At 66.3% G+C, this 20744-nt stretch carries 19 protein-coding genes; 10 read left to right on the top strand and 9 right to left on the bottom strand.

The window, feature by feature from the left end; all coding sequences use genetic code 11:
- The first annotated feature begins 25 nt into the window (after positions 1-25).
- Positions 26-1249, top strand: coding sequence for an MFS transporter (locus HNO81_RS04680; protein ID WP_175316977.1), 1224 nt, complete (start codon positions 26-28; stop codon positions 1247-1249).
- Positions 1250-1328: 79 nt separating this feature from the next.
- Here HNO81_RS04680 and HNO81_RS04675 read toward each other — a convergent pair whose 3' ends face one another.
- The 3 genes from HNO81_RS04675 to rraA all read right to left on the bottom strand — a co-directional run bounded on the left by HNO81_RS04675 (position 1329) and on the right by rraA (position 5258).
- On the bottom strand, positions 1329-2771 hold the full coding sequence (locus tag HNO81_RS04675; RefSeq protein ID WP_175316976.1) for a sugar porter family MFS transporter: 1443 nt from the start codon (positions 2769-2771) through the stop codon (positions 1329-1331).
- A gap of 217 nt (positions 2772-2988) precedes the next feature.
- Complete coding sequence (locus tag HNO81_RS04670; protein WP_175316975.1) at positions 2989-4653, bottom strand: MDR family MFS transporter; 1665 nt, start codon at positions 4651-4653, stop codon at positions 2989-2991.
- Between the two features lie 119 nt (positions 4654-4772).
- The gene (gene rraA / locus HNO81_RS04665) at positions 4773-5258 is read right to left on the bottom strand and encodes a ribonuclease E activity regulator RraA (protein WP_175316974.1); all 486 of its coding nucleotides are present in this window, start codon (positions 5256-5258) and stop codon (positions 4773-4775) included.
- A gap of 123 nt (positions 5259-5381) precedes the next feature.
- Between rraA and HNO81_RS04660 the strand changes: the two genes are divergently transcribed.
- From HNO81_RS04660 to HNO81_RS04640, 5 genes are all read left to right on the top strand, one after another.
- Positions 5382-6659 (top strand): MFS transporter, encoded by a 1278-nt coding sequence (locus tag HNO81_RS04660; RefSeq protein ID WP_175316973.1) that lies wholly within the window; start codon positions 5382-5384, stop codon positions 6657-6659.
- Positions 6660-6796: 137 nt separating this feature from the next.
- Positions 6797-7405 (top strand): TetR/AcrR family transcriptional regulator, encoded by a 609-nt coding sequence (locus HNO81_RS04655; protein WP_175316972.1) that lies wholly within the window; start codon positions 6797-6799, stop codon positions 7403-7405.
- A gap of 290 nt (positions 7406-7695) precedes the next feature.
- Positions 7696-8895: an NADP-dependent malic enzyme gene (locus HNO81_RS04650; RefSeq protein ID WP_175316971.1), complete on the top strand. Its 1200-nt coding sequence runs from the start codon at positions 7696-7698 to the stop codon at positions 8893-8895.
- Between the two features lie 102 nt (positions 8896-8997).
- On the top strand, positions 8998-9504 hold the full coding sequence (locus HNO81_RS04645; RefSeq protein ID WP_175316970.1) for a DUF456 domain-containing protein: 507 nt from the start codon (positions 8998-9000) through the stop codon (positions 9502-9504).
- A 46-nt stretch (positions 9505-9550) separates the two neighbouring features.
- Positions 9551-10528 (top strand): hypothetical protein, encoded by a 978-nt coding sequence (locus HNO81_RS04640; RefSeq protein ID WP_175316969.1) that lies wholly within the window; start codon positions 9551-9553, stop codon positions 10526-10528.
- A 12-nt stretch (positions 10529-10540) separates the two neighbouring features.
- Here HNO81_RS04640 and HNO81_RS04635 read toward each other — a convergent pair whose 3' ends face one another.
- Positions 10541-11182, bottom strand: a complete 642-nt coding sequence (locus HNO81_RS04635; RefSeq protein WP_175316968.1) for a LysE family translocator — start codon at positions 11180-11182, stop codon at positions 10541-10543.
- 106 nt (positions 11183-11288) lie between these two features.
- Here HNO81_RS04635 and HNO81_RS04630 point away from each other — a divergent pair, with 106 nt between their 5' ends.
- Positions 11289-11744 (top strand): Lrp/AsnC family transcriptional regulator, encoded by a 456-nt coding sequence (locus tag HNO81_RS04630; protein WP_175316967.1) that lies wholly within the window; start codon positions 11289-11291, stop codon positions 11742-11744.
- Between the two features lie 7 nt (positions 11745-11751).
- On the opposite strand, the gene HNO81_RS04625 is transcribed toward HNO81_RS04630, so the two are convergent.
- The 3 genes from HNO81_RS04625 to HNO81_RS04615 form a co-directional block, all read right to left on the bottom strand.
- Positions 11752-12309: a hypothetical protein gene (locus HNO81_RS04625; protein WP_175316966.1), complete on the bottom strand. Its 558-nt coding sequence runs from the start codon at positions 12307-12309 to the stop codon at positions 11752-11754.
- 92 nt (positions 12310-12401) lie between these two features.
- Positions 12402-13880, bottom strand: a complete 1479-nt coding sequence (locus HNO81_RS04620; RefSeq protein ID WP_175316965.1) for a WXG100 family type VII secretion target — start codon at positions 13878-13880, stop codon at positions 12402-12404.
- Positions 13881-13946: 66 nt separating this feature from the next.
- Complete coding sequence (locus HNO81_RS04615) at positions 13947-14405, bottom strand: Lrp/AsnC family transcriptional regulator (RefSeq protein ID WP_175317140.1); 459 nt, start codon at positions 14403-14405, stop codon at positions 13947-13949.
- Positions 14406-14733: 328 nt separating this feature from the next.
- Between HNO81_RS04615 and gluQRS the strand changes: the two genes are divergently transcribed.
- Both gluQRS and HNO81_RS04605 read left to right on the top strand, forming a co-directional pair.
- Positions 14734-15633 carry a tRNA glutamyl-Q(34) synthetase GluQRS gene (gene gluQRS / locus HNO81_RS04610; protein ID WP_175316964.1) on the top strand — a complete coding sequence of 300 codons (900 nt, stop codon included), beginning with the start codon at positions 14734-14736 and terminating at the stop codon, positions 15631-15633.
- Positions 15634-15642: 9 nt separating this feature from the next.
- Complete coding sequence (locus HNO81_RS04605) at positions 15643-16251, top strand: phosphohydrolase (protein ID WP_175316963.1); 609 nt, start codon at positions 15643-15645, stop codon at positions 16249-16251.
- Here HNO81_RS04605 and HNO81_RS04600 read toward each other — a convergent pair.
- Entirely contained in the window at positions 16248-17564 is a 1317-nt protein-coding gene (locus HNO81_RS04600; RefSeq protein WP_175316962.1) for an ATP-binding protein, read from the bottom strand. The two genes, HNO81_RS04605 and HNO81_RS04600, sit on opposite strands and share 4 nt — an antisense overlap.
- A 118-nt stretch (positions 17565-17682) precedes the next feature.
- Positions 17683-18630 (bottom strand): L-lactate dehydrogenase, encoded by a 948-nt coding sequence (locus HNO81_RS04595; protein WP_175316961.1) that lies wholly within the window; start codon positions 18628-18630, stop codon positions 17683-17685.
- Between the two features lie 87 nt (positions 18631-18717).
- Here HNO81_RS04595 and ggt point away from each other — a divergent pair, with 87 nt between their 5' ends.
- Positions 18718-20553 carry a gamma-glutamyltransferase gene (ggt, locus tag HNO81_RS04590; RefSeq protein WP_175316960.1) on the top strand — a complete coding sequence of 612 codons (1836 nt, stop codon included), beginning with the start codon at positions 18718-18720 and terminating at the stop codon, positions 20551-20553.
- Positions 20554-20744 lie beyond the last annotated feature (191 nt).

Here is a 20744-nt window from a genome sequence, read left to right as displayed (position 1 = left end):
AGTGACGAATTTAGGAGCACCCTCCATGAACCGCCAAGCAGAAACCCTGCCGGCACCGGAATCAACCCTGCAGGCCGAGAAGGCCTCGTTCCTGAAGCAGCCCAAGGCAGTATGGGCCACCGCCCTCGCCGCGGTGTTTGCCTTCATGGGCATCGGGCTGGTTGACCCCATCCTCCCGGCCATTGCCACCAACCTGGACGCCAGCCCCAGCGAAGTATCCCTGCTCTTCACCAGCTACTTCCTGGTCACGGCGCTTGCCATGCTCATCACCGGTTTTGTGTCCTCGCGGATCGGCGGCAAGAAGACACTGCTGATCGGCCTGGCCGTCATTGTCGTCTTCTCGTCCCTGTCCGGGCTGTCGGCCAGCGTCGGTGAGCTGGTGGGCTTCCGCGCCGGCTGGGGACTGGGCAACGCCCTCTTCGTCGCCACCGCCCTCGCCGTTATCGTAGGCGTGGCCAGCGGCGGCGCAGGGACCGCCATCATCCTCTACGAAGCCGCCCTGGGCCTGGGCATCTCCCTCGGCCCGCTGCTCGGCGCACTCCTGGGCGGCTGGCAGTGGCGCGCACCGTTCTTCGGCACCGCCGTCCTGATGGCCGCCGCCTTCGTTGCCCTGATCGCCCTGCTGCCCAAGACCCCGCTGCCTGAACGCAAGGTGCGCCTGCGCGATCCGCTGCTGGCCCTTGGACACAAGGGATTGCGGACCACGGCGGCGAGCGGCCTGTTCTACAACTACGGCTTCTTCACCATTCTGGCGTTCACCCCGTTCATCCTGGGCATGGACGCGTACGGCATCGGCGGCGTCTTCTTCGGATGGGGTGTTGCCGTGGCCGTGTTCTCCGTCTTCGTGGCTCCGCCGCTGCAGTCCCGCTTCGGTGCCGTCAAGGTCCTGACCGGAACCCTGTTCCTGCTCATGCTGGACCTGGCCGGCCTGGGACTGGCTGCCGGGCACTCGGTGCCTGCCGTCGTCGTCCTGGTGATCGTTGCCGGCGCGCTGCTCGGCGTCAACAACACCATCTACACCGAACTGGCCATGGGCGTCTCCGACTCGCCCCGCCCGGTGGCCTCCTCCGGCTACAACTTTGTCCGCTGGATGGGCGGCGCCCTGGCTCCGTTCGCGGCAGCGCAGCTCGGCGAGCACTTCGGCCCGCAGGTTCCGTTCTTTGCCGGGGCAGTGGCCATGGCGGTTGCCATCCTGGTGGCCTTCGGCGGCCGGTCGTACCTCTCCTCGCACGAACCGCACGTCGTTTAGGCGGCCGGACAACAAAGAAACCCTCCATCACGCCAGGTGATGGAGGGTTTCGTGTTTTCCGGCGAAAGCTGATGGGGCGTTACTTGGCCTTCGCTGAACCCTTCGGCACGAACAGCGTCTCCGCCTGCTCCAGGGACATGCCGTTGGTCTCCGGCACCTTGAACATCACAAAGAAGAAGGACGCGGCGGCGAACAGGGCGTACATGGCATACGTCAATGGCAGTGATGCGGACGCCATGACCGGGAAGCTGAGGGTGATGATGAAGTTTGCCACCCACTGCGCTGCAGCGGCCAGGCCCAGTGCCCGGGCCCGGATCCGGGACGGGAAGATCTCGCCCAGGAGCACCCACACCAGGGGGCCCCAGGAGGCGCCGAAGCTGACCACGAACACGTTGGCGGCAACCAGGGCCACGGGACCCCACGCGCCCGGGAGGCTGATGTTTTCGCCGGTGCCGGTGGCGGAGGAGAAGGCCAGGGCCATGGCGCCCAGGGACACGGCCATGCCCACGGAGCCGGACAGCAGGATGGGCCGGCGGCCCACCCGGTCCACCAGGGCAATGGCCACCAGGGTCACCAGGATGTTGGTGATGGACGTTGCCACGGAGATGGTGAGGGAGTCCTTCTCCTGGAAGCCCACAGCCTTCCACAGGGTGGTGGAGTAGTAGAAGATCACGTTGATGCCCACGAACTGCTGCAGCACGGACAGGATGATGCCCACCCAGACCACTGCCTGCAGGCCAAAGGTCCTGCCGCGCAGTGAACCCTTCTGGCCGGCCACCTTGTCTTCCTCGATGGCTTCCTGGATCTCACGGATGTGCCGGTCGGTGTCCTCGGCGGGGGCGATGGAAGCGAAGACCTTCCGGGCTTCCTCCTCCTTGCCCTTGAACACCAGGAACCGCGGGGACTCCGGCAGCGTGAAGGCAATCCAGCCGTAGACCACGGCCGGGACGGCGGCAGCGAGGAACATCCAGCGCCAGGCCTCAATGCCCAGCCAGAAGCGCTGGTCCGCGCCACCGGCAGTGGTGGCCAGGAGTGCGTCGGACAGCAGGGCGGCAAAGATACCGGTGGTGATGGCCAGCTGCTGCAGCGAGGCCAGGCGGCCGCGCACCTGCCGCGGCGAAATCTCGGAAATATAGGCCGGCGCGATGACCGACGCCAGGCCGATGCCCAGACCGCCCACGAGGCGCCAGAACACCAGGTCCCAGACGCCGAACGCGAAGCCGGTGCCCACGGCGCTGACCAGGAACAGCAGCGCGCCCAGCTTCATGGCCGGGATGCGGCCATGCCGGTCCGCCACCTTGCCCGCAAGGAAGGCGCCGGCCGCACAGCCCAGCAGGGCTATGGCCACGGCGAAGCCCGTGACGGCCTCGGAGAGCGCAAATTCGTCCTGCATCGCATCCACGGCCCCGTTGACCACGGACGAATCGAAGCCGAAGAGGAATCCGCCCACTGCCCCCGCAAGTGCCAGCCAGATCACCCGCCGCGGTATCCCGGTTTTGGTCTGCTCCTGTGCAGTGGGCATGGTTCTCCCTGGGGTCTGGAATGGGTGGAAGCGGTGCGGACGTCGTCGACTGCTGAACCGGTCACGTTCGCCGGTGCGCTTCCGCAAGTGTTCCACGCCGCGGCGCCCCAATCCACTCGGGGGAAGCTGCCGCCCCTATGCCACCCGGCTTAAAAGGATGGGCGACGGCGGCGGTCCGTGCCGCCGTCGTCGCCCCATCCAGCCATATTTTCCCTGGTCAGTGGGCCGGAAGAGCCATCCCGTCCTGGTCCTGAGGGGAGGCCTTCTGGTCGGTCAGCTTCTTCCGGGGCAGGGCGAAGCTGATGAGGAACGCCAGGCCGGTCAGGGCCGCGGCCGTCAGCATCACCGTGTCAATGGACGTGGCGAAGCCTTCGGTGATCGGCCTGGTGAGCGTGCTGTTGGCGGTGTGGAGCCAGCTGGTGTCATTCAGGGAATCGTTGGACGCGCCGTTCTTGAAGAAGTCGTACAGCTTGGCGTTGGCCGGGTCCGATGCCACGGCAGGGTCCTTCAGGACAGCCAGGTAGGCGGGATCCGTGGCGGCAGCCTTCATGCCGTCGGCAATCCGGTTGGCGGCCAGGCTGAACAGCATGGAGATAAAGACGGCGGTTCCCACGGCGCCGCCCATGGAGCGGAAGAACGCCGCTGAGGACGTTCCCACGCCCATGTCCCGCGGCGGCACGGAGGTCTGCATGGCCAGGGTGAGCGGCTGCATGCAGAAGCCCAGGCCTACGCCGAAGAACACAGCGATGAGGCCCGGCACCCAGAGCCCGGTGTCAACGCCAAGGGAGAAGCCCATCACCAGGGCGGCGGCGGTTAGGATGCCGGTACCCATGATGGGGAAGATGCGGAACGTTCCCGAGGCCGAGATGGTGCGGCCGGCGGTGATGGAACCAAACAGGATGCCCACGGTGAAGGTGATCATCATCAGGCCGGCTTCGGTGGGGGTGAGGCCCTTCACGAGCTGGAGGTACATGGGGAGCATCGCGATGGCACCGAACATGCCGATGCCAATGATGAAGTTCAGCAGCGAGGACAGCCCGAACGTGACGTTGTGGAACAGCCGCAGCGGGATGAGGGCGTAGTCACCGGCGCGCTTTTCCGCCAGCAGGAACCACGCAATGCCCACCACGCCCAGGCCGTAGCAGAGGAAGGAGTTCAGCGAGGTCCAGCCCCAGGTGCGGCCCTGTTCGGCCACCAGCAGGAGCGGAACGATCGCGACCGTGATCGCGGCTGCGCCCCAGTAGTCGATCTTCTGCTTGAGGTGCTTGGCGGGCAGGTGCAGGAACAGGAAAACCACGGTCAAGGCCGCGAGTCCGATGGGCAGGTTGATGAAGAAGACCCACCGCCAGCCGTCGAAGCCCAGGATGTTGGCCGAACCGGCGAACGCCCCGCCGACTACCGGCCCCAGGACCGAGGAGATGCCGAAGACGGACATGAAGTAGCCCTGGAACTTGGCGCGGTCCTTCAGGGAGACGATGTCCCCGATAATGGTCAGCGCCAGGGCCAGCAGGCCGCCGGCGCCCAGGCCCTGGATGCCGCGGGCAACGGCCAGCTCGGTCATTGAGTGCACCGACCCGGCGTAGAGGGAGCCCACCAGGAAGACGGCGATGGCGCTCAGGTACAGCGGGCGGCGCCCGAAGATGTCGCTCAGCTTGCCGTAGAGCGGGGTACTGACCGTGGACGTGATCAGGTACGCGGTGGTGGCCCACGCCTGCAGGGAGAGCCCGTCCAGGTCGTTGGCGATGGTGTAGATGGACGTGGAGACGATGGTCTGGTCAAGGGATGCCAGGAACATGCCCAGCATCAGGCCCACCATTACGGTGACGATCTGGCGTTTCGTTAGGGTTTCTCCGGCGCCCGGCGCGGCAGTGGCTTTGGACATGGGTGCTCCAAGGGAAGAAAAGGATATAAGCAGCGATAGTTGCTTTCAGTAACTATCTTACCGGGTCTTTCTATTCCCACCACGCGTTGTGTGTTGGCTGGGCGCCGGCCCGGCGTGGCCTAGGGCTCCACCAGGATGCCGTCGGGATCGCACCAGACGGTGGCGCCGGGGCGGAAGGTCACGCCGTCGATGACCACGTCCACGTCAACCTCGCCTGCGCCGGCCTTCTGGCTCTTCCGGGGGTTGCTGCCGAGCGCCTTGACGCCGAGGTCCAGGTCTGCGATCGCCAGCCGGTCGCGGATGGCGCCGTGGATCACGACGCCGGCCCAGCCGTTCGCCACGGCGCTCTCGGCGATCATGTCCCCCATCAGGGCAGTGCCCAGCGAGCCGCCGCCGTCCACCACCAGCACCGCACCGTTTCCCGGCGACCCGAGGGTGGACTTCACCAAGGCGTTGTCCTGGAAGCAGCGGATGGTCCGGACCGGGCCGCTGAAATGGGACCGGCCGCCCAGGGACTGGAACTGCAGGGACACCGATGCCAGGTCGTCGCCGCGCTCGTCATAGAGGTCGGCGGTGTTCACCGCAGGGGTGGAAGCAGCAGTCATGTGGTTCTCCTTTGAGCCTCGGTGCACCGCACGGGCAAATCCCGCCCGCGTGCGGCACAGACGCCGGGCAAGGCCCACGATAGTCTGATTTCCAGCATCAGCACCTGCCCGGGGGAACAAGATATGAGTCTGTCCAACACGCCGGTCCCGCCGGACCTTCCGCGGGCCACGACTGCGGCGCTCGCCGAACCGACACAGAAGGTCACCGCGCGCTGGGTCACCGGGCTGGTGCTGGTCAACGTTGGCATCAACGCCGCGTTCTTCGGACCCATCAACATCTTCATCGCCCAGCAGGCCATTGGCATCGACGAAGCAAACAAGGAAGCCATCGCCTCCCTCGTGCTTGGGTGCGGGGCCGCCGTGTCCCTGGTTGCCAATCCGCTCTTCGGTGCGCTGTCCGACAGGACGGTCTCGGGGTTCGGCCGGCGTTCCCCCTGGGTTCTGGCAGGTGCCATCCTTGCCACGGCGGCGTTGCTTGCATTGTCCGGGGCCACGGCTGTTGCCCTGATGGTGCTGTTCTGGTGCCTGGTCCAGCTGGGCGCCAACGCGGCCTATGCCGCCATTACCGCCGCTATTCCGGACCGCGTGCCGGTGCTGCAGCGGGGCGGCGTGGGAGGACTGGCGGCCCTGGGCCAGACGTCGGGGATCCTCCTCGGCGCGGTCTTCGGGGCGGTGGTTTCGGGGAACTTCATGGTGGGATACGCCATGTGCGCGGCAGCGCTGCTGTTATCTGTGCTGCCGTACCTGTTCCACCGGAACGACCCGCCGCTGCCCAGGGAGCTGCGCCCGCCATTCTCGTGGGGCCATTTCCTCCGCGGCTTCTGGATCAGCCCCGTCCGCCACCCGGACTTCGCCTGGGCGTGGCTCACCCGCTTCCTGGTGAACGTCTGCAACCAGCTGACCATTGTGTACCTGATCTTTTTCCTCACGGACGTCATCAAGCATGAGAACCCGGCGCTGGGGGTCCTGACCCTGACCGGCATTTATGCGGTGTTGGTGATGATCACTGCGGTGATCGCGGGGCCGTGGAGCGATCGGGTGGGTAGGCGCAAGCCATTCGTGATCGCGTCCTCCGCCATGATCGCCATGGCAGGTCTCACCATGGCGCTTTTCCCCGTGTGGACCGGCGCCCTGATTGGGGCCGGAATCCTGGGCATCGGTTTCGGCGCCTACCAGGCCGTTGACTTTGCCCTGCTGACGCAGGTGCTCCCGCAGGCCGCGGACCGCGGCAAGGACATGGGGGTCATCAACGTGGCTGCCTCGCTGCCGCAGGTGTTCGCCACGGGTCTGGCTTACCTCGCGGTGACGAAATTCGGAGGGTACGGCACCCTGTTCACCACCGCCGCGGTCATCGGACTGCTGGGCGCCGTCTTCGTGGTCAATATCAAGGGCGTCGACTGACCCTGCGGCCCCTGAAGATAAGGCCACTGACCAATTAGGGCACACTGCTGTGCCGTATAGTTGAACCGGGCTGCAGGGCGGTACGGAAGTGGGGGCGCTCCTGGCCGCAGTCCCTACGACACAACCCCGGAATGCTGATGCCCGAGACTCTTTCAGATCATCCGCCCATGGCCGCCAGGCCTTCCGCTCCACGCCAGCGAATCCGCTACGCACGGATCCTCGATACCGCCGCCGGCTTTGCCCGTACTGGGCTTGAAGCCGTGGACCCCGCCCAGATCGCGGAAAAGGCAGACGTCCCCCTGGGCACGCTCTACCGGTACTTTCCATCCCCCACCCATCTGATGCTGGCGCTGTACCGCCATCAGCTGGACGAACTGCAGGCGGGCTCCCGGGGCTCGTCCCAGCGCTTCCGCGGCCGTGCCCTCTCCGGCCTGCTGATGGAAATTTTCCATATGCGCGTCATGCAGCCCGCCGTGGAGCAGTGCCTCAGCCGGAGCGTGTACCTGCCGGAAAAGGACACCACCGAGCTCCTCAGGGAGATCGACGCACTCAGCGAAAAGCTCGTGGCCGGCGTCTGCGGTGACGCCGTGGGTGCGAGGGTACTGCTCCTTACGGTCACTGGTCTGGTCCAGTCCGTCCGCAACCGCAGGCTATCGCTGTTCGAAGCCGAGGAAGACCTCAAGAAGGCCTGCGGGCGGCTGTCCTCCAACGCGGAGTCCGGGTTAACAGTGGGTCGATCGGCGTAACTGGTCTAGACCAAAGACTGATTAAATCCGCCATAATTACGTGATGCGGGCCACTTTTTAGTGCGATAAAACGTTTTGGCGTCGTATCAGTCTGTCAAGAGGCGCGCCAACGCCTCCGTGCAGCCACTTACCATGGAGGCACCGGAGCGGCAGGGCGGAAACATCCCCGGCGTTCCCTCGGACCCGACACCCCTGGGTTTCCTGTCGCACTACTTTTCCCTGCTGGACCCGGCTTCCGGACTCCAGCCCCATGTGCCGTGCGCCCACGGCAAGCACCAGGAGACAACGACGTGTCCATTGACGCAATCACCGCCACCGACAATTCAGCTGCCACGGCCCTGACCGAAGACGAGATCTTCAGCGCCCACCAGGGTGGAAAGCTGTCCGTCACCAGCACCGTTCCGCTGTCCAACAAGCGGGATCTGTCCATCGCCTACACGCCGGGTGTTGCTGAGGTCAGCCGCGCCATCCATGCCAGGCCGGAACTGGCCCGCACGCTGACCTGGGCTGAACGCCTGGTGGTCGTGGTCAGCGACGGCACTGCCGTCCTGGGCCTGGGCAACATCGGCGCCAGCGCCTCGCTGCCCGTCATGGAGGGCAAGTCCGCGCTGTTCAAGACCTTTGGCGACCTGGATTCGATCCCGCTGGTCCTCAACACCACCGACGTGGACGAGATCGTGGAAACCCTGGTCCGCCTGCGTCCCAGCTTCGGCGCCGTGAACCTTGAAGACATTTCGGCGCCGCGCTGCTTCGAGCTTGAGGAAAAGCTCATCGAAGCCTTGGATTGCCCGGTGATGCACGACGACCAGCACGGCACCGCCGTGGTGGCCCTTGCTGCCCTGACCAATGCCGCGAAGGTGACCGGCCGGGGCCTTGAAGACCTGAAGGTGGTGGTGTCCGGTGCAGGCGCGGCAGGCATCGCCGTCGCGGAAATCCTGCTCGCCGCCGGCATCACCGACGTGGTCCTGCTCGATTCCCGGGGCATCATCAACAGCAACCGCGCCGACCTTGCCGCCAGCCCCGAGGGCAAGAAGGCGGACATTGCCGGCCGCAGCAACCCCCGCGGCATCACCGGCGGCCCCGCCGAGGCACTGGCCGGCGCCGACGTCTTCATCGGCGTCTCCTCCTCGAAGCTGGACGAGGCCCACCTGGCCACCATGAACAAGGACGCCATTGTGTTCGCGCTGTCCAACCCGGACCCCGAAGTCCTCCCCGAGGTTGCCGTGAAGTACGCCGCCGTCGTCGCCACGGGCCGCAGCGACTTCCCCAACCAGATCAACAACGTCCTGGCGTTCCCCGGCATCTTCCGCGGTGCCCTCGACGCCGGTGCCCGCCGCATCACCCCTGCCATGAAGCTCGCCGCGGCCCGCGCCATCGCCGAGCTCGCCGAAGAGGACCTCTCGGCCGACTACATCGTGCCCAGCCCGCTGGACCCGCGAGTGGCCCCGGCCGTCACCGCCGCCGTGGCCGCCGCGGTCGAAGCGGAGTAGGACTCGGTCCTTTCGGAGACCACGACGGCGGTGCCTCCTTCCCGGAAGGAGGCACCGCCGTCGGGCGTTAACGCGCTGAACCCGGCCCCTAGACTGGGCAGCATGACCTCCGAAACCGTGGTGACCATCCTGTGCGGCCTGGCGATCCTGGTGGGGGTGGCCGGCACCATCATTCCTGTCCTGCCCGGGAGCGTGCTGATCGGCGTGAGCCTGCTGGCGTGGGCCATCTGGGGCGGCGCAGGAACGGCGGGCTGGGTGGTGTTCGCGGTGGCCATGGTCTTCGTCGCGGCCGGGATGACCGCAGGGGCGGTCCTCACCGGCCGGAAGCTCAAACAACACGCCATTCCCAGCCGCAGCGTGGTGGTGGCCCTGGTGGCCGGTGTGGCGGGGATGTTCATCATTCCCGTGGTGGGACTCTTCGTAGGCTTCGCCGCCGGGCTGCTGGCCAGTGAATTCCTGCGCACCCGGAACATCTCAGCCGCGTCAAAGTCCAGCTGGGCGGCCCTCAAGGCAACCGGACTGGGCATGCTCGCCGAATTCGGGCTTGCCTGCCTGGCCGCCAGCACCTGGGTGATCGGCGTATGGATAGCCGCCGCCACCGGGTGGTAAGGCTGCTTCGGGCGCGGGCCCTCAAACCCGCGGTTAGCATTTAAGGATGAGCGCCGGGGAGACTGCACCGATCTACTGGGACAGCCGCGACCTCACCCCCTTCGGGCAGGCACAGCTGCGCACCCCCGTCCATGATCTCGCCGGGGGAGTGGGCGGCATGCTCACCGGCGTCCTGGGCGGACGCAACCCGGCGCTGCTGTCCATCGACGGTGAGGTCCCCCGGCTCAAACGGCTGCTCCCCAAGCCTGCCAAGGCGGTCCACGACGCCGTCTTCACCAGCCGCGAACCCGAACGCCTGATCACCCTGGCCCGCGCCTACCCGGGATGGGCCGGCCTATGCTACCTGATGGCCGGGCTGCTGGTGTACAAGCACGGCGGCTATCTCCGTGCGTCCGAGCTCCTCCAGCGCGGGCTGAGCACCAGGAATGACGATGAGGCCAACCGGTACTCCTCCACCTACCTCACCAGGATCGTCAGCCGGATCGAGCTGGCCGAACGGGTGGAGATTCCGGTGCTCTTCAGCGAGGAATCGGTGTTCCTTGCCCTGGCGCACTCGTTGCGCGAGACGGGCCGCACGGAAGCGGCGCTCGACGCCCTCGCCGGGCTGCCGCCGTCGCTACCCCTGGCGCTGGCGCGCTGCTCCCTTGCCCTCAGCCTGGGCCGAAGCCGCACAGTCATCGACTGGACGGAGGGCCTGCTGAACGCGGATGACCTCTCCGCTGCCCTTCTGCTGGTCCGGGGCCGCGCCCTCCGCAGGGAAGGCCGGCTGGACGCGGCCCACCAGGCGGTTGCCGAGGTTCTGCGCCGCCGCAAGACGCATCTTGCGCTGCGCAACGATGCGTTGACGGACCGGGCGCTGCTGGTCCTGGAATCGAGCCGCCGTTCGCTGAATCCACGCGACTGGGGACGCCGGCGCGTTGACCCTGAACCACAGCGGGAGCTGGAGCCGCCCGTACCCATCCGCAAGGACGAGGAGATGCGGCGGATCTGGGAGCAGGACTGGAAGGAACTCAGCGGGGACTAGGGGCCGGTCCGCCTACGACCGGCCGGCCAGGAAGGGCAGCAGTTGCTCCCCGAGCAGGACAGTCCCCAGCGCCACCATGATGATGCCGCTGGCCAGGGTCACCGAGCGCGCTGCGCCGGGCCTGCTCTGCAGCAGCGTGCGGGACAGCAGGGCCACCACCGTGTAGACCAGGCCCGCCAGCGCCACGAATGTCATCCCCAGGAGCCCCGACTGCACCGGCACCGGCAGCGATGCGTCGGCGCTGACGAACTGCGGAATGAGTGCCACGTAGAAGAGCAGGCCCTTGGGGTTGATGCCGCTGGTGCCCATCCCCTGCAGGAAGGTGCGCAGCTGGGTTCCCGGCCCGACGGCGGCATCCGCACTGAAGCTGGCACCGCGCCATGTCCGGAGGGTACCCACGCCGAGCCACAGCAGGTATCCGGCACCAGCCAGGGTGATCCAGCCCAGCACGCCGGGCATTCCGGCCAGCACCGCAGCCAGGCCCGCCACCAGCAGGGCCGTGTGCAGGACGTAGCCGCCGCAAAGCCCCGCCACCGCGGGAACGAAACTGCGCTGCCGGAGGCCTGCGGAAATGGTGTAGGCCCAGTCCACTCCCGGCGTGCAGGCCAGGGCGGCGGCCACCACCAAAAAGGCCAGGAACAGCTGCGGATTCATGGTTTTCTCCTGTCGAAACGCTCTCAGGAGCAACCATAGAAAGAATCCGACCAAAAGTGCTGTCCGGTTTTCGCCCGCCTCGCGGCGCCCGCAGTATGTTTATTGCGTGCTGGATAGAATCGACAGAAATATTTTGCGCCACCTCCAGGAGGATGGCCGGATGACTGCCACAGCTCTCGCCGCGAAGGTGGGCCTCACGGTGGCTCCGTGCCACCGCCGGCTCCGGGACCTGGAGCAGTCCGGCGTCATCCGCGGGTACAGGGCAGACGTTGACCCCGCTGCCGTGGGGCTGGGTTTCGAAGCGATCGTCTTTGTCACGCTCCGCCAGGTGGACAGGTCCACCATGGAAATCTTTGAAACCCGGGTGGCAGAGAATCCCAACATCATCGAGGCGCAGCGCCTTTTCGGTTCGCCGGACTACCTGCTAAAGATCATCGCCGCTGACCTGCCGGCTTACCAGCGCTTTTACGACACCGAGCTCACGTCCCTGCCCGGGGTGGAGCGGCTGACGTCGACGCTGGTCATGAAGAACCTGAAGTCCAACGCGGGGCCGCCGGTGTAGGAACGGCCTACGGCCTGCCCGTGGACGCGATGCCTTCCTCAGCGTCAGGGGTGTAGTACTTATCGGCAAGCTGCACGGAGTAGACGAACGTCATCCGGCCGGTGTCGTGGTTGGAAAGAATCTCGGCGGAAAAGACAGTCCCCGTTTTGTTGCCCATCCCGGGAATCCACTGCTCCTTGCCGGAGCCGTCCTTGAAATCGGCGTCGATGGGCTCGGCGTCCTGCAGCATGACGAAGCCCAGTTCATCTGCGGCCCGCTTGATTTCCCGGTTCGCGTCCTGGGCCTCCGGGTAATTGACGAAGATATCCACGTGGTCCACCATGTTGTCAGCACCGGGCCGGATGCGGATGGTGTCCGTTGACATCTCAACCACGCCGTTGGGGGTGGTCATGCTGACGTTGATCAGCTTGCCGGAGTCAGCCGCGACCAAAGCCCCGTCCGATCCCGCCGGAAACCCCAGGGCAGACATATCCATCGGCCGCTCGGTGAAATCGAAAAAGGCCTTCCCGCTGCTCTTGATGGCATCGATGCCCTCCGGGGTGAACTGGGAGTTGCCGTTAGCCACTATCGCTTCCTTTTCCTTTGGATCTGCAGCAGGGATGACGCCGCAACCGCTCAAGAGCGATGCGATCAGGACTGTGACGATGAACCTCAGCCTCATGGCGCACCCACGGCATCGCGGACTTCCTTGGGTACCATCCGGTACTCCTCCACTCGGGCAGGCATGGGCTTCACCATCTCACCGTAGGGGTCTTTCTCGCCGTGCAGCCATTTCTCATAGGCCCCCAGCGTGTCCTGGTCGATCAGGTTCCAGCGGTCCTGCCGATCGGAGATGTTGCCGTGATGGACGTCGATGCCAACCGGGGGAAACCGCCGGACGTCCGCGTAGGGGGTGACCGCGGGGAACTGCTCGTAGTAGGACTTGGCTCCAACGAGGCTTGGTTCGCCCAGGACGGTCATGGCTTCGGTAAACGGCACTCCCGTGGGTCGTGCCCGGATGTTGTCGTAGTCGTCGGCAATGATGTAGTTCTGTTCCTGGTCGGCCATGTTGAAGGATGCCTGGTGCAGGGCCGTTTGCTGGGCCGGCGTCAGGTGGTGGTAGCCCTCCGGTCCGGAATACGGCGGAACGGAATCGATGCCTCCCCACGCGTCAGCCATGCGCGGGGTCACCATGCCGGCGGCCTCCAGGCGCTGGATTTCGGCGATCCCGCCCTGCTGATAGGCGAAGTGCTGGGATCCGATGTCCGAGAAGATCTCCTTCTGCATCTTCAGGAAGGTGGTCTCGTAGAACTGCAGCTCAGAGGTTCCGGCCGTGGCAAGGGCCCGAAGGGCTGCCTTGGTCACCGGGTCTGCTCCCGCGATCAGCGGAGTGATGTCACGGCCGGCCGCCGCCATGTGATGGAGGAACGCGATGTCCTCAAAGCCGGCAATGAACGTTGGCCCCACCTGGTTTGCCATGCCGATCCACTCCATGCGGGGATCGGCCTTGTACAGCTCTGCGTAAAAGGCGTACACCTTGTAGATGTCGGCGCGGTTGTAGTCGACGCCCTTTGCCGGGTCCCAGTGGCCGGGATCGATCCCGGCCTGCCGCATGGCGGACTCCGCCCAGTACTGCTGGAGGAAGGTGCCATAGCCGTTGGCCCGGCCTCCCGGCCGCGTGGGGGATAGCACACCCGAGTCCACCAGGCCGTCCAGGACGGTCTTGGCGGCATCGGCGTTGGCCTGGCTCTCCCGGACCCACTGCTGGAACTCCGCGGACTTCAGGTACGCATCCCGTTCCTGGGGCGACATGCCGCTGAGTTCGTCTGTCAGCTCACGTGCGGGGGTGCCTGCGGGAGAACCGCCGGCTGCACCCCCGGCACCGCCGCCGGCGCTTGCTTTCTCCTGCTCGTCCACGTTGGCAAGGAGGGCTTTGGACGCCGATTCCAGCCCGGCGGTGGCCGACCTCAGGAGCTTGGCGTGCGAGGAGGTCCAGTCATTGCGGAACCTCTCGCCGTCGCGCCCTTTCCACAACCCGGAGCCGATGCTGCTGGAGAGCTGCTGCCCCAGGGAGTTGAGCCGGTTGGCGCTGCCGGTGAGCTCCTTGGCGAGCTGCCTGAGCTGCGCCACGTCGCTGCCGTAAAAGTTCCCCGCCATGTGTTCCCCCCGGTTGAATCCTCCCGCCAGCCTAACCGGGCTGCCGCGCCCCGGCGATGGGGAGGACTATCCTCCCAGGAGGCCGGTGGTGCGGTACGGGATGACCTCGCGCAGGAACATGCTGGTGGATGTCCGGACGATGCCGGGGCAGAGGCGAATTTCTTCGGAGACGCGGTAAAGATCATCCGGGCTCTTGGCCACCACCCGGATCAGGAGGTCGGTGTCACCGGCCGGCGCGTGGCACTCCAGGACTTCCGGAATCCTGCGCAGCGCGGCGATGGCCTCGTTCAGGTGGCTTTGGTCCAGCTCCGCGCTCACGGCAGCAGCCACACCCCTGCCCAGGGCCGCCGGGAGGACGCGGCTGCTGTTGGGGCGTAAGGCCCCCGAGGCCGACATCCGCTCCAGCCGCGACTGCACGGTCCCACGGGCCAGGCCCAGCTTTTGCGCCAGCACCATGATCGGGACGCGCGGATCCTCATCCAAGGCCTTCAGGATGCGCTTGTCCGTAGCGTCCAGTTCCTGCAATCTGATCACTTCCTGTCTGATCCATGCTCAGGATTTGATCAGAATGACTAACCCAAGTCCTGCTTGTTGTTCTAACTGTAGAAGATCTGCTGAAATAGTGGCAACAAGGGCAAAAGCTACCGCTGGTCCCCGCAGGCTACAGGTTCCCGGCACACCACCCGGCAGGCTGGACACCGCTTCCCGCAAGGAGGCCGCCGCTGATTGAGGCTTGTTCACACCATGCTCACTCTGCAAACACGGCAAGAGCCCCTGAGCTACCGACGTAACGGATTTTCCGCAGTCATCGGTAGCTGAGGGGCTCTTGTGTTGTTCCGTCTAGGGTTGTGCCATGACCTCTGCCGGCCGTTTTGCCCCCAGCCCTTCCGGAGAGCTACATGCGGGAAACCTGCGGACCGCCATCCTTGCCTGGCTGTTTGCCCGATCCACCGCGCGCAGGTTCCTGCTGCGGGTGGAGGACCTGGACCGGGCCCGTGCAGGAGCAGAAGCGGTACAGCTGCGCGACCTGTCCGCGGTCGGCGTGACCTGGGACGGCGACGCAGTCCGGCAGACCGAACGCGGACCGTTGTATGACCAGGCGATCGCCCGGCTCGAAGACGCCGGACTGACGTATGAATGCTTCTGCACCCGCCGGGAGATCCAGGAAGCGGCCTCGGCGCCCCATGCACCGCAGGGTGCCTATCCGGGCACCTGCCGCAACCTGGATCCGGCGGAACGGGAGTTCAAACGGTCCATCCGCCCGGCCGCCCTGCGGTTGCGGGCCGGCGTCACCGACTACACGGTCCAGGACGTCCTGCACGGCCCCTTCACGGGTGTGGTGGACGACTTTGTGCTGCGGCGCAATGACGGCGTCACCGCCTACAACCTCGCCGTGGTGGTCGATGATGCCGAGCAGGGCATAGACCAGGTGGTCCGCGGCGATGACCTGCTGCCCTCCACCCCGCGGCAGGCCTATCTCGCAGCGCTCCTGAATATTCCCGTTCCGGAATATGCCCATGTGCCCCTGGTGGTTAACCGCGACGGCGCCAGGCTGGCCAAGCGCGACGGTGCCGTCACGCTGGCGGACCTGGCAGCGGCCGGCATCGGCGCCGATGCGGTGCGGGACCACCTGCTCGCCTCGTTGGGGCTTCCTCCGGGGCCGCTCGAGCGTGCCCTGGCCGGGTTTGATCCCGGGCTGCTGCCCCGGGAACCGTGGGTCTGGTCCGCCCCCGGCGGCCGTTCCGCCCCGTAGTCTGGAGTCATGCCAGAATCCACGGAACACCGCGCCGCCAGCAGTTTCACGCCCGAGACAGCCCGTGTCCTTGCGGAGGTGGCGCACAACCGCCAGAAGGACAAGCTCAAGCGGCCCTACAAGGAGCATGTGCTGGCAGTGGGAGACGCCCTGGCAGACTTCGACGACGACGTCCGGATCGCCGGGTACCTTCATGACATTGCCGAGGACACCCCGATGACCCGGCAGGCGCTGCTGGACATGGGGGTCTCCGAGCGCGCCGTCGACATCATTGAACGGGTCACCAACCGGCTGCACGAAAACCCTGATGACTACCTGTCCGGCATCCATGAGATAGCCCAGGACCATGATGCCGCCCTGGTCAAGATCGCCGACAATGCGCACAATTCACTGCCCGAACGCGTCCAGGCGCTGGCCGAAAAGTGGCCCGACAAGCCGCCCGTTACTAAATACCTGGACGCCCGGCCTGTGCTTTACGCGGCCGTTGACGTGGAGGAGATCCGCAAAATCCTGGCCCGCGTCAACCCCTGGCTGCTGGAAGAGTTCGACGAACAGTTGGACGAGGCGGATGACACCGATTACGAAAACCTTCGGTACGACGCCGGCTCCGGGGACTAGACCCGCCCCAGCGCCTCGATGTCCTCCAGGAAGTCTGCCTGCACCTCGGCGCTGACGGTGGTGCGTGTATCGCCGATGGCGTCGAGGTAGTCCTGGGTGGAGGGGCCCTTCCGGACCGCTTCGCGGACTGAAACGTCGCCGCCGGAAGCCAGCCCGCCGTCGTCGTACACTGCCTTCTCCAGCGCCCGCTGGGAGGCGCTGCGCGCTGCGTACTCGATGTCTGCGGGCGAGAAGCCCTCGGTGCGCTCCACCAGCAGCTCCACATCCACGGCATCCACCACGGTGGCAGGGATGAAGCGCTGCCACATCGCCTCGCGTGCCTGCCGGTCCGGCAAGCCGATGGGTATGACGTAATCGAACCGGCCGTGCCGCAGGAATGCGGAGTCCAGCGCGCGGATGAAGTTGGTTGCGCAGACCAGGAGCCGGCCGGGCTGTTCGCGGAATGCCGGGATGATCTTGAGCAGCTCGTTGGTCACGCCCTGCAGCGGCGACGGCGGGTCCCCGGCCCGCTGGGATGCGATCTCCTCCACCTCGTCGATAAACACCACGGCGTGCTCCAGCTCGGCGATTTCCAGGAAAGTCTCGCGCAGCGCTCCCGCCAGGCCCTGGGGATCGCCGGCCAAACGGGAGGGGAACACCTCCACGAACGGCCACTCGAGCCGCGAGGCGATGGCCTTGGCGAAGGTGGTCTTGCCGGTGCCGGGCGGGCCGAACAGCACCACGGCGCGCGGCGGCACCACGCCGAACTCATCCGCCAGGTCCGCCTCCGCGAGCGGAAGCACCAGGCGGCGTTCGAGCAGTTCCTTCTCGTTACGCATGCCGGCCACGTTTTCCCACAGGTCGCGGGCCAGGACCCGGCCGCCCAGCTGGCCGAGGGCACCGAGTTCCTGGCGCTGGACGGGGATGGTCCGTTCGAAGTAGCGGAGGTTCTTCTTGAGCGCGAAGCCCCGGCCCAGGAACGCCTCCACACGGGTTTCTGATTCCGGCATCAGCGCAGAGAGCTTGTTCAGGCCGTGCGGAGCCATCCGGTTTTCGACGGCGGCGAGCAGGGAGGTGCCGATGCCCCGGCCGCGGTACTCGGGCAGGGTGGCCAGGAAGACAATCCAGCCTTGGTCGTGCGCGGCGCGTCCGACGGCGGCTCCCACCACCTGCTCGCCCAGCACCGCCACCACTGCATGGTCCTTTTCGCAGGAGGCGAGGACCTCGGACAGGGCGTAGACGGGTTCCACGTTGTTCGCCTTCAGCGTCTCCCACAGGTGCAGGATGCCGTCCAGGTCCGCCGAATGGAAATCCCTGATCCGCCAGTTGGTCATGCGTTACTCCTGTTGGTTCGTCGTTGAGCCAGTCCCGGTGGCCTGCGTTTGGCACCTGGAACTGAGCTTATGCGAACCCGCCGCACGGGAGGGTTGCGGCGGCGTTGCATGACGGCCGTCAGATGCCCAGCGCGTCCATGGTGTGGCGCAGGGTATCCGCGGAGTGCCGCAGTGCTGCCAGCTCGCCGTCGTCCATGGGTGTCTCCAGGACGCGGTGCACGCCGCCGCGGCCGACCACGCTGGGCAGGGACAGGGCCACCCCGGAGATCCCGTGTAGCCCCGACAGGACCGTGGAGACCGGCAGGACGGCGTTGTCGTCGCGGAGCAGGGCCTCGACGATGCGGGCCCCGGAGAGGCCGATGGCGTAGTTTGTGGCCCCCTTGCCGGCGATCACCTTGTAGGCGGCCTGCACCACTTCCTGTGCAGTATTGGTGAGGTATTCGGGTGTGAAGATCCGCTCGCCGTGGTCCGTCCATTCACGGATCGGCACCGGGCCGATGGTGGCGCCGGACCAGAGCGGGAACTCGGTGTCGCCGTGTTCACCCACCATGCTGGCGTGGACGCTGGAGACCGAAACGCCTGCCCGGCGGGCCAGCAGCCAGCGCAGCCGGGACGTGTCCAGTACCGTACCCGAGGAGAAGATCCGCTCCGGGGGCAGGCCGGAGATTTGCTGCGCGGCCACCGTCAGGACGTCGCAGGGATTGGTCACCAGGACATAGACAGCACCGGGTGCCCGCTCCAGCAGCGGCGGCATCAGCTGTTCCAGGATCCGCACATTCGTGCCGGCGAGGTCCAGCCGGCTCTGGCCGGGGTTCTGCTTGGCCCCGGCTGTGATGACCACGACGTCGGCGCCTTCCGTCACGGCGATATCCCCGCCGCCGCTGACGGTGGCGGAAGCTGCCGCGAACTGGCTGCCATGGGCCAGGTCCAAGGCTTCGGCCTCCGCCTTGGGCGCGTTGACATCGAACAACGCGATGTTGCTGGCGGAGCCACGGATCAGTGCCGCGTACGCCAGCGAAGTTCCGACGCTGCCTGCGCCCACTACCGCGAGTTTGGATCCCGGCATGGTGCCCTTCCTTCCCGGTGTCGTTGAGTGTGTCCTACCCGGAGAGTAGCGTGGCCCACATCACTCGTCATCCCTTTAGGAGCCACCATGCCACATTTCGGACGCCGGCTCGCAGCTGTTACTGCGGCGCTGGCCCTAAGCGTCACCACGGGGGCCATCAGCCCCGCGGCGGCCGATCCCCGGCAGACCGACAAGGACCCCACCGCCACCGGTTACGGCGGCGCAGTCAGCACCGTTGACCCGGAAGCCTCAGCTGCAGCCATCGAAGTCCTCCGCAAGGGCGGCAACGCGGTGGATGCCGCGGTTGCCGCCGCAGCCACCCTGGGCGTCACTGAGCCGTACAGCGCCGGCATCGGCGGTGGCGGCTACTTCGTCTACTACGACGCCAAGTCCGGGGAGGTCAACACCATCGATGGCCGGGAAACTGCGCCTGCCGGGATCAAGCAGGACGCCTTCATCGATCCCGCCACCGGCAAGCCGTACCCCTTCACCCCTGAGCTGGTCACCAGCGGCGTCTCGGTAGGCATTCCAGGTACGCCCGCCACGTGGGAGCGGGCATTGGATCGCTGGGGCAGCATCAGCCTGGGGGATGCCCTGAAGCCAGCCATCAAGGTGGCGGACCGCGGCTTCGTGGTGGATGAGACCTTCCGCAACCAGACCGCGGACAACCAGAAGCGCTTCGAGGCCTTCACCTCCACCAAGGACCTGTACCTCAAGGGCGGCAAGCTGCCCGAGGTGGGCTCCGTATTCCAGAACCACGACCTCGCGGACACTTACCGCCTGCTGGCACGCAAAGGCATGAAGGCCTTCTACACCGGACCGCTGGCCGAGGAGATCTCCAAGACCGTACAGAACCCGCCCAAGTCCCCGGATACCAAGCTCCCCGTCCCGGTGGGTTCCATGACAGTGCAGGATTTGAAGGACTACGAAGCACTGGACCAGGACCCCACGCATGTGAACTACCGCGGCTATGACGTCTACGGCATGGCACCCTCCAGCAGTGGCGGCACCACGGTGGGGGAGTCGCTGAACATTCTGGACGTCTTCGATCTGCCGGCGCTGAAAAAGGACCAGCCTGCCGTACTGCACCACTACCTGGAGGCCAGCGCGCTGGCTTTTGCGGACCGTGCCAAATACGTGGGGGACCCGGCGTTTGTGGACGTTCCCACCGAGGCGCTGACGGATCGCACCTTTGGTAAGGAACGCGCCTGCGAGCTCGATCCCAACAAGGCAGCCATGAAGCCCCTGCAGACCGCCGGTGACGTCAGCAACTACGACGGAACCTGCCCGATGAAACCGGCCGCTGCCGCGGACGAGAAGGACACGGAGAACATCTCCACCACCAACATGACGGTCTCGGACAAGTGGGGCAACGTGGTGGAGTACACGCTGACCATTGAACAGACCGGCGGCTCCGGCATGGTTGTTCCCGGCCGAGGCTTCCTGCTGAACAACGAGCTCACAGACTTCTCCACCGTCTACAGCGCCACGGACCCCAACCGGATCGAACCCGGCAAACGGCCGCGGTCATCCATGTCACCCACCATCCTGCTGGAGGACGGCAAACCGTTCCTGGCCCTGGGCTCACCGGGCGGCTCCACCATCATCACCACCGTCCTGCAGACCATCGTCAACCGCATCGACCTGGGCATGAGCACCCCGGATGCCATTGCGGCACCCCGTGCGTCCCAGCGGAACACCAAGACTGTGACGGCAGAACCGGCGTTCATCGACAAGTACGGGCCGGCCCTGACCTCCCGGTTCGGCCACGTCCTGACGCCGTCGGGTGACTCGTTCACGTCCGCCGCGGAGATCGGGGCAGCCACCGCCATCGAGTTCCTTGATGACGGCCGCACCCTGGCGGCAGCCGAGCCGGTCAGGCGCGGCGGCGGGTCCGCCATGGTGGTCAAGCCGTCCAAGTGACGGGCTGAGGCACCTTTAAACCCCGACGGCGGCACTTGGGTTCCGGACTTCCAGAACCCAGGTGCCGCCGTCGGACGTTTGGGGCAGTTACTTCTTGAAGGTGTCAGCCGGTGCGTTGGCGACCACCGGTGATGTTCCGGTGTAGCCGTCGCGGGTTTCGGCGATTTGGCGGATGCGGTGGCGGCAGGCGT

It is taken from the genome of Pseudarthrobacter sp. C4D7, from assembly GCF_013359725.1.
GTDB lineage: Bacteria > Actinomycetota > Actinomycetes > Actinomycetales > Micrococcaceae > Arthrobacter.
This window is presented reverse-complemented; position numbering and strand designations above follow the sequence as displayed.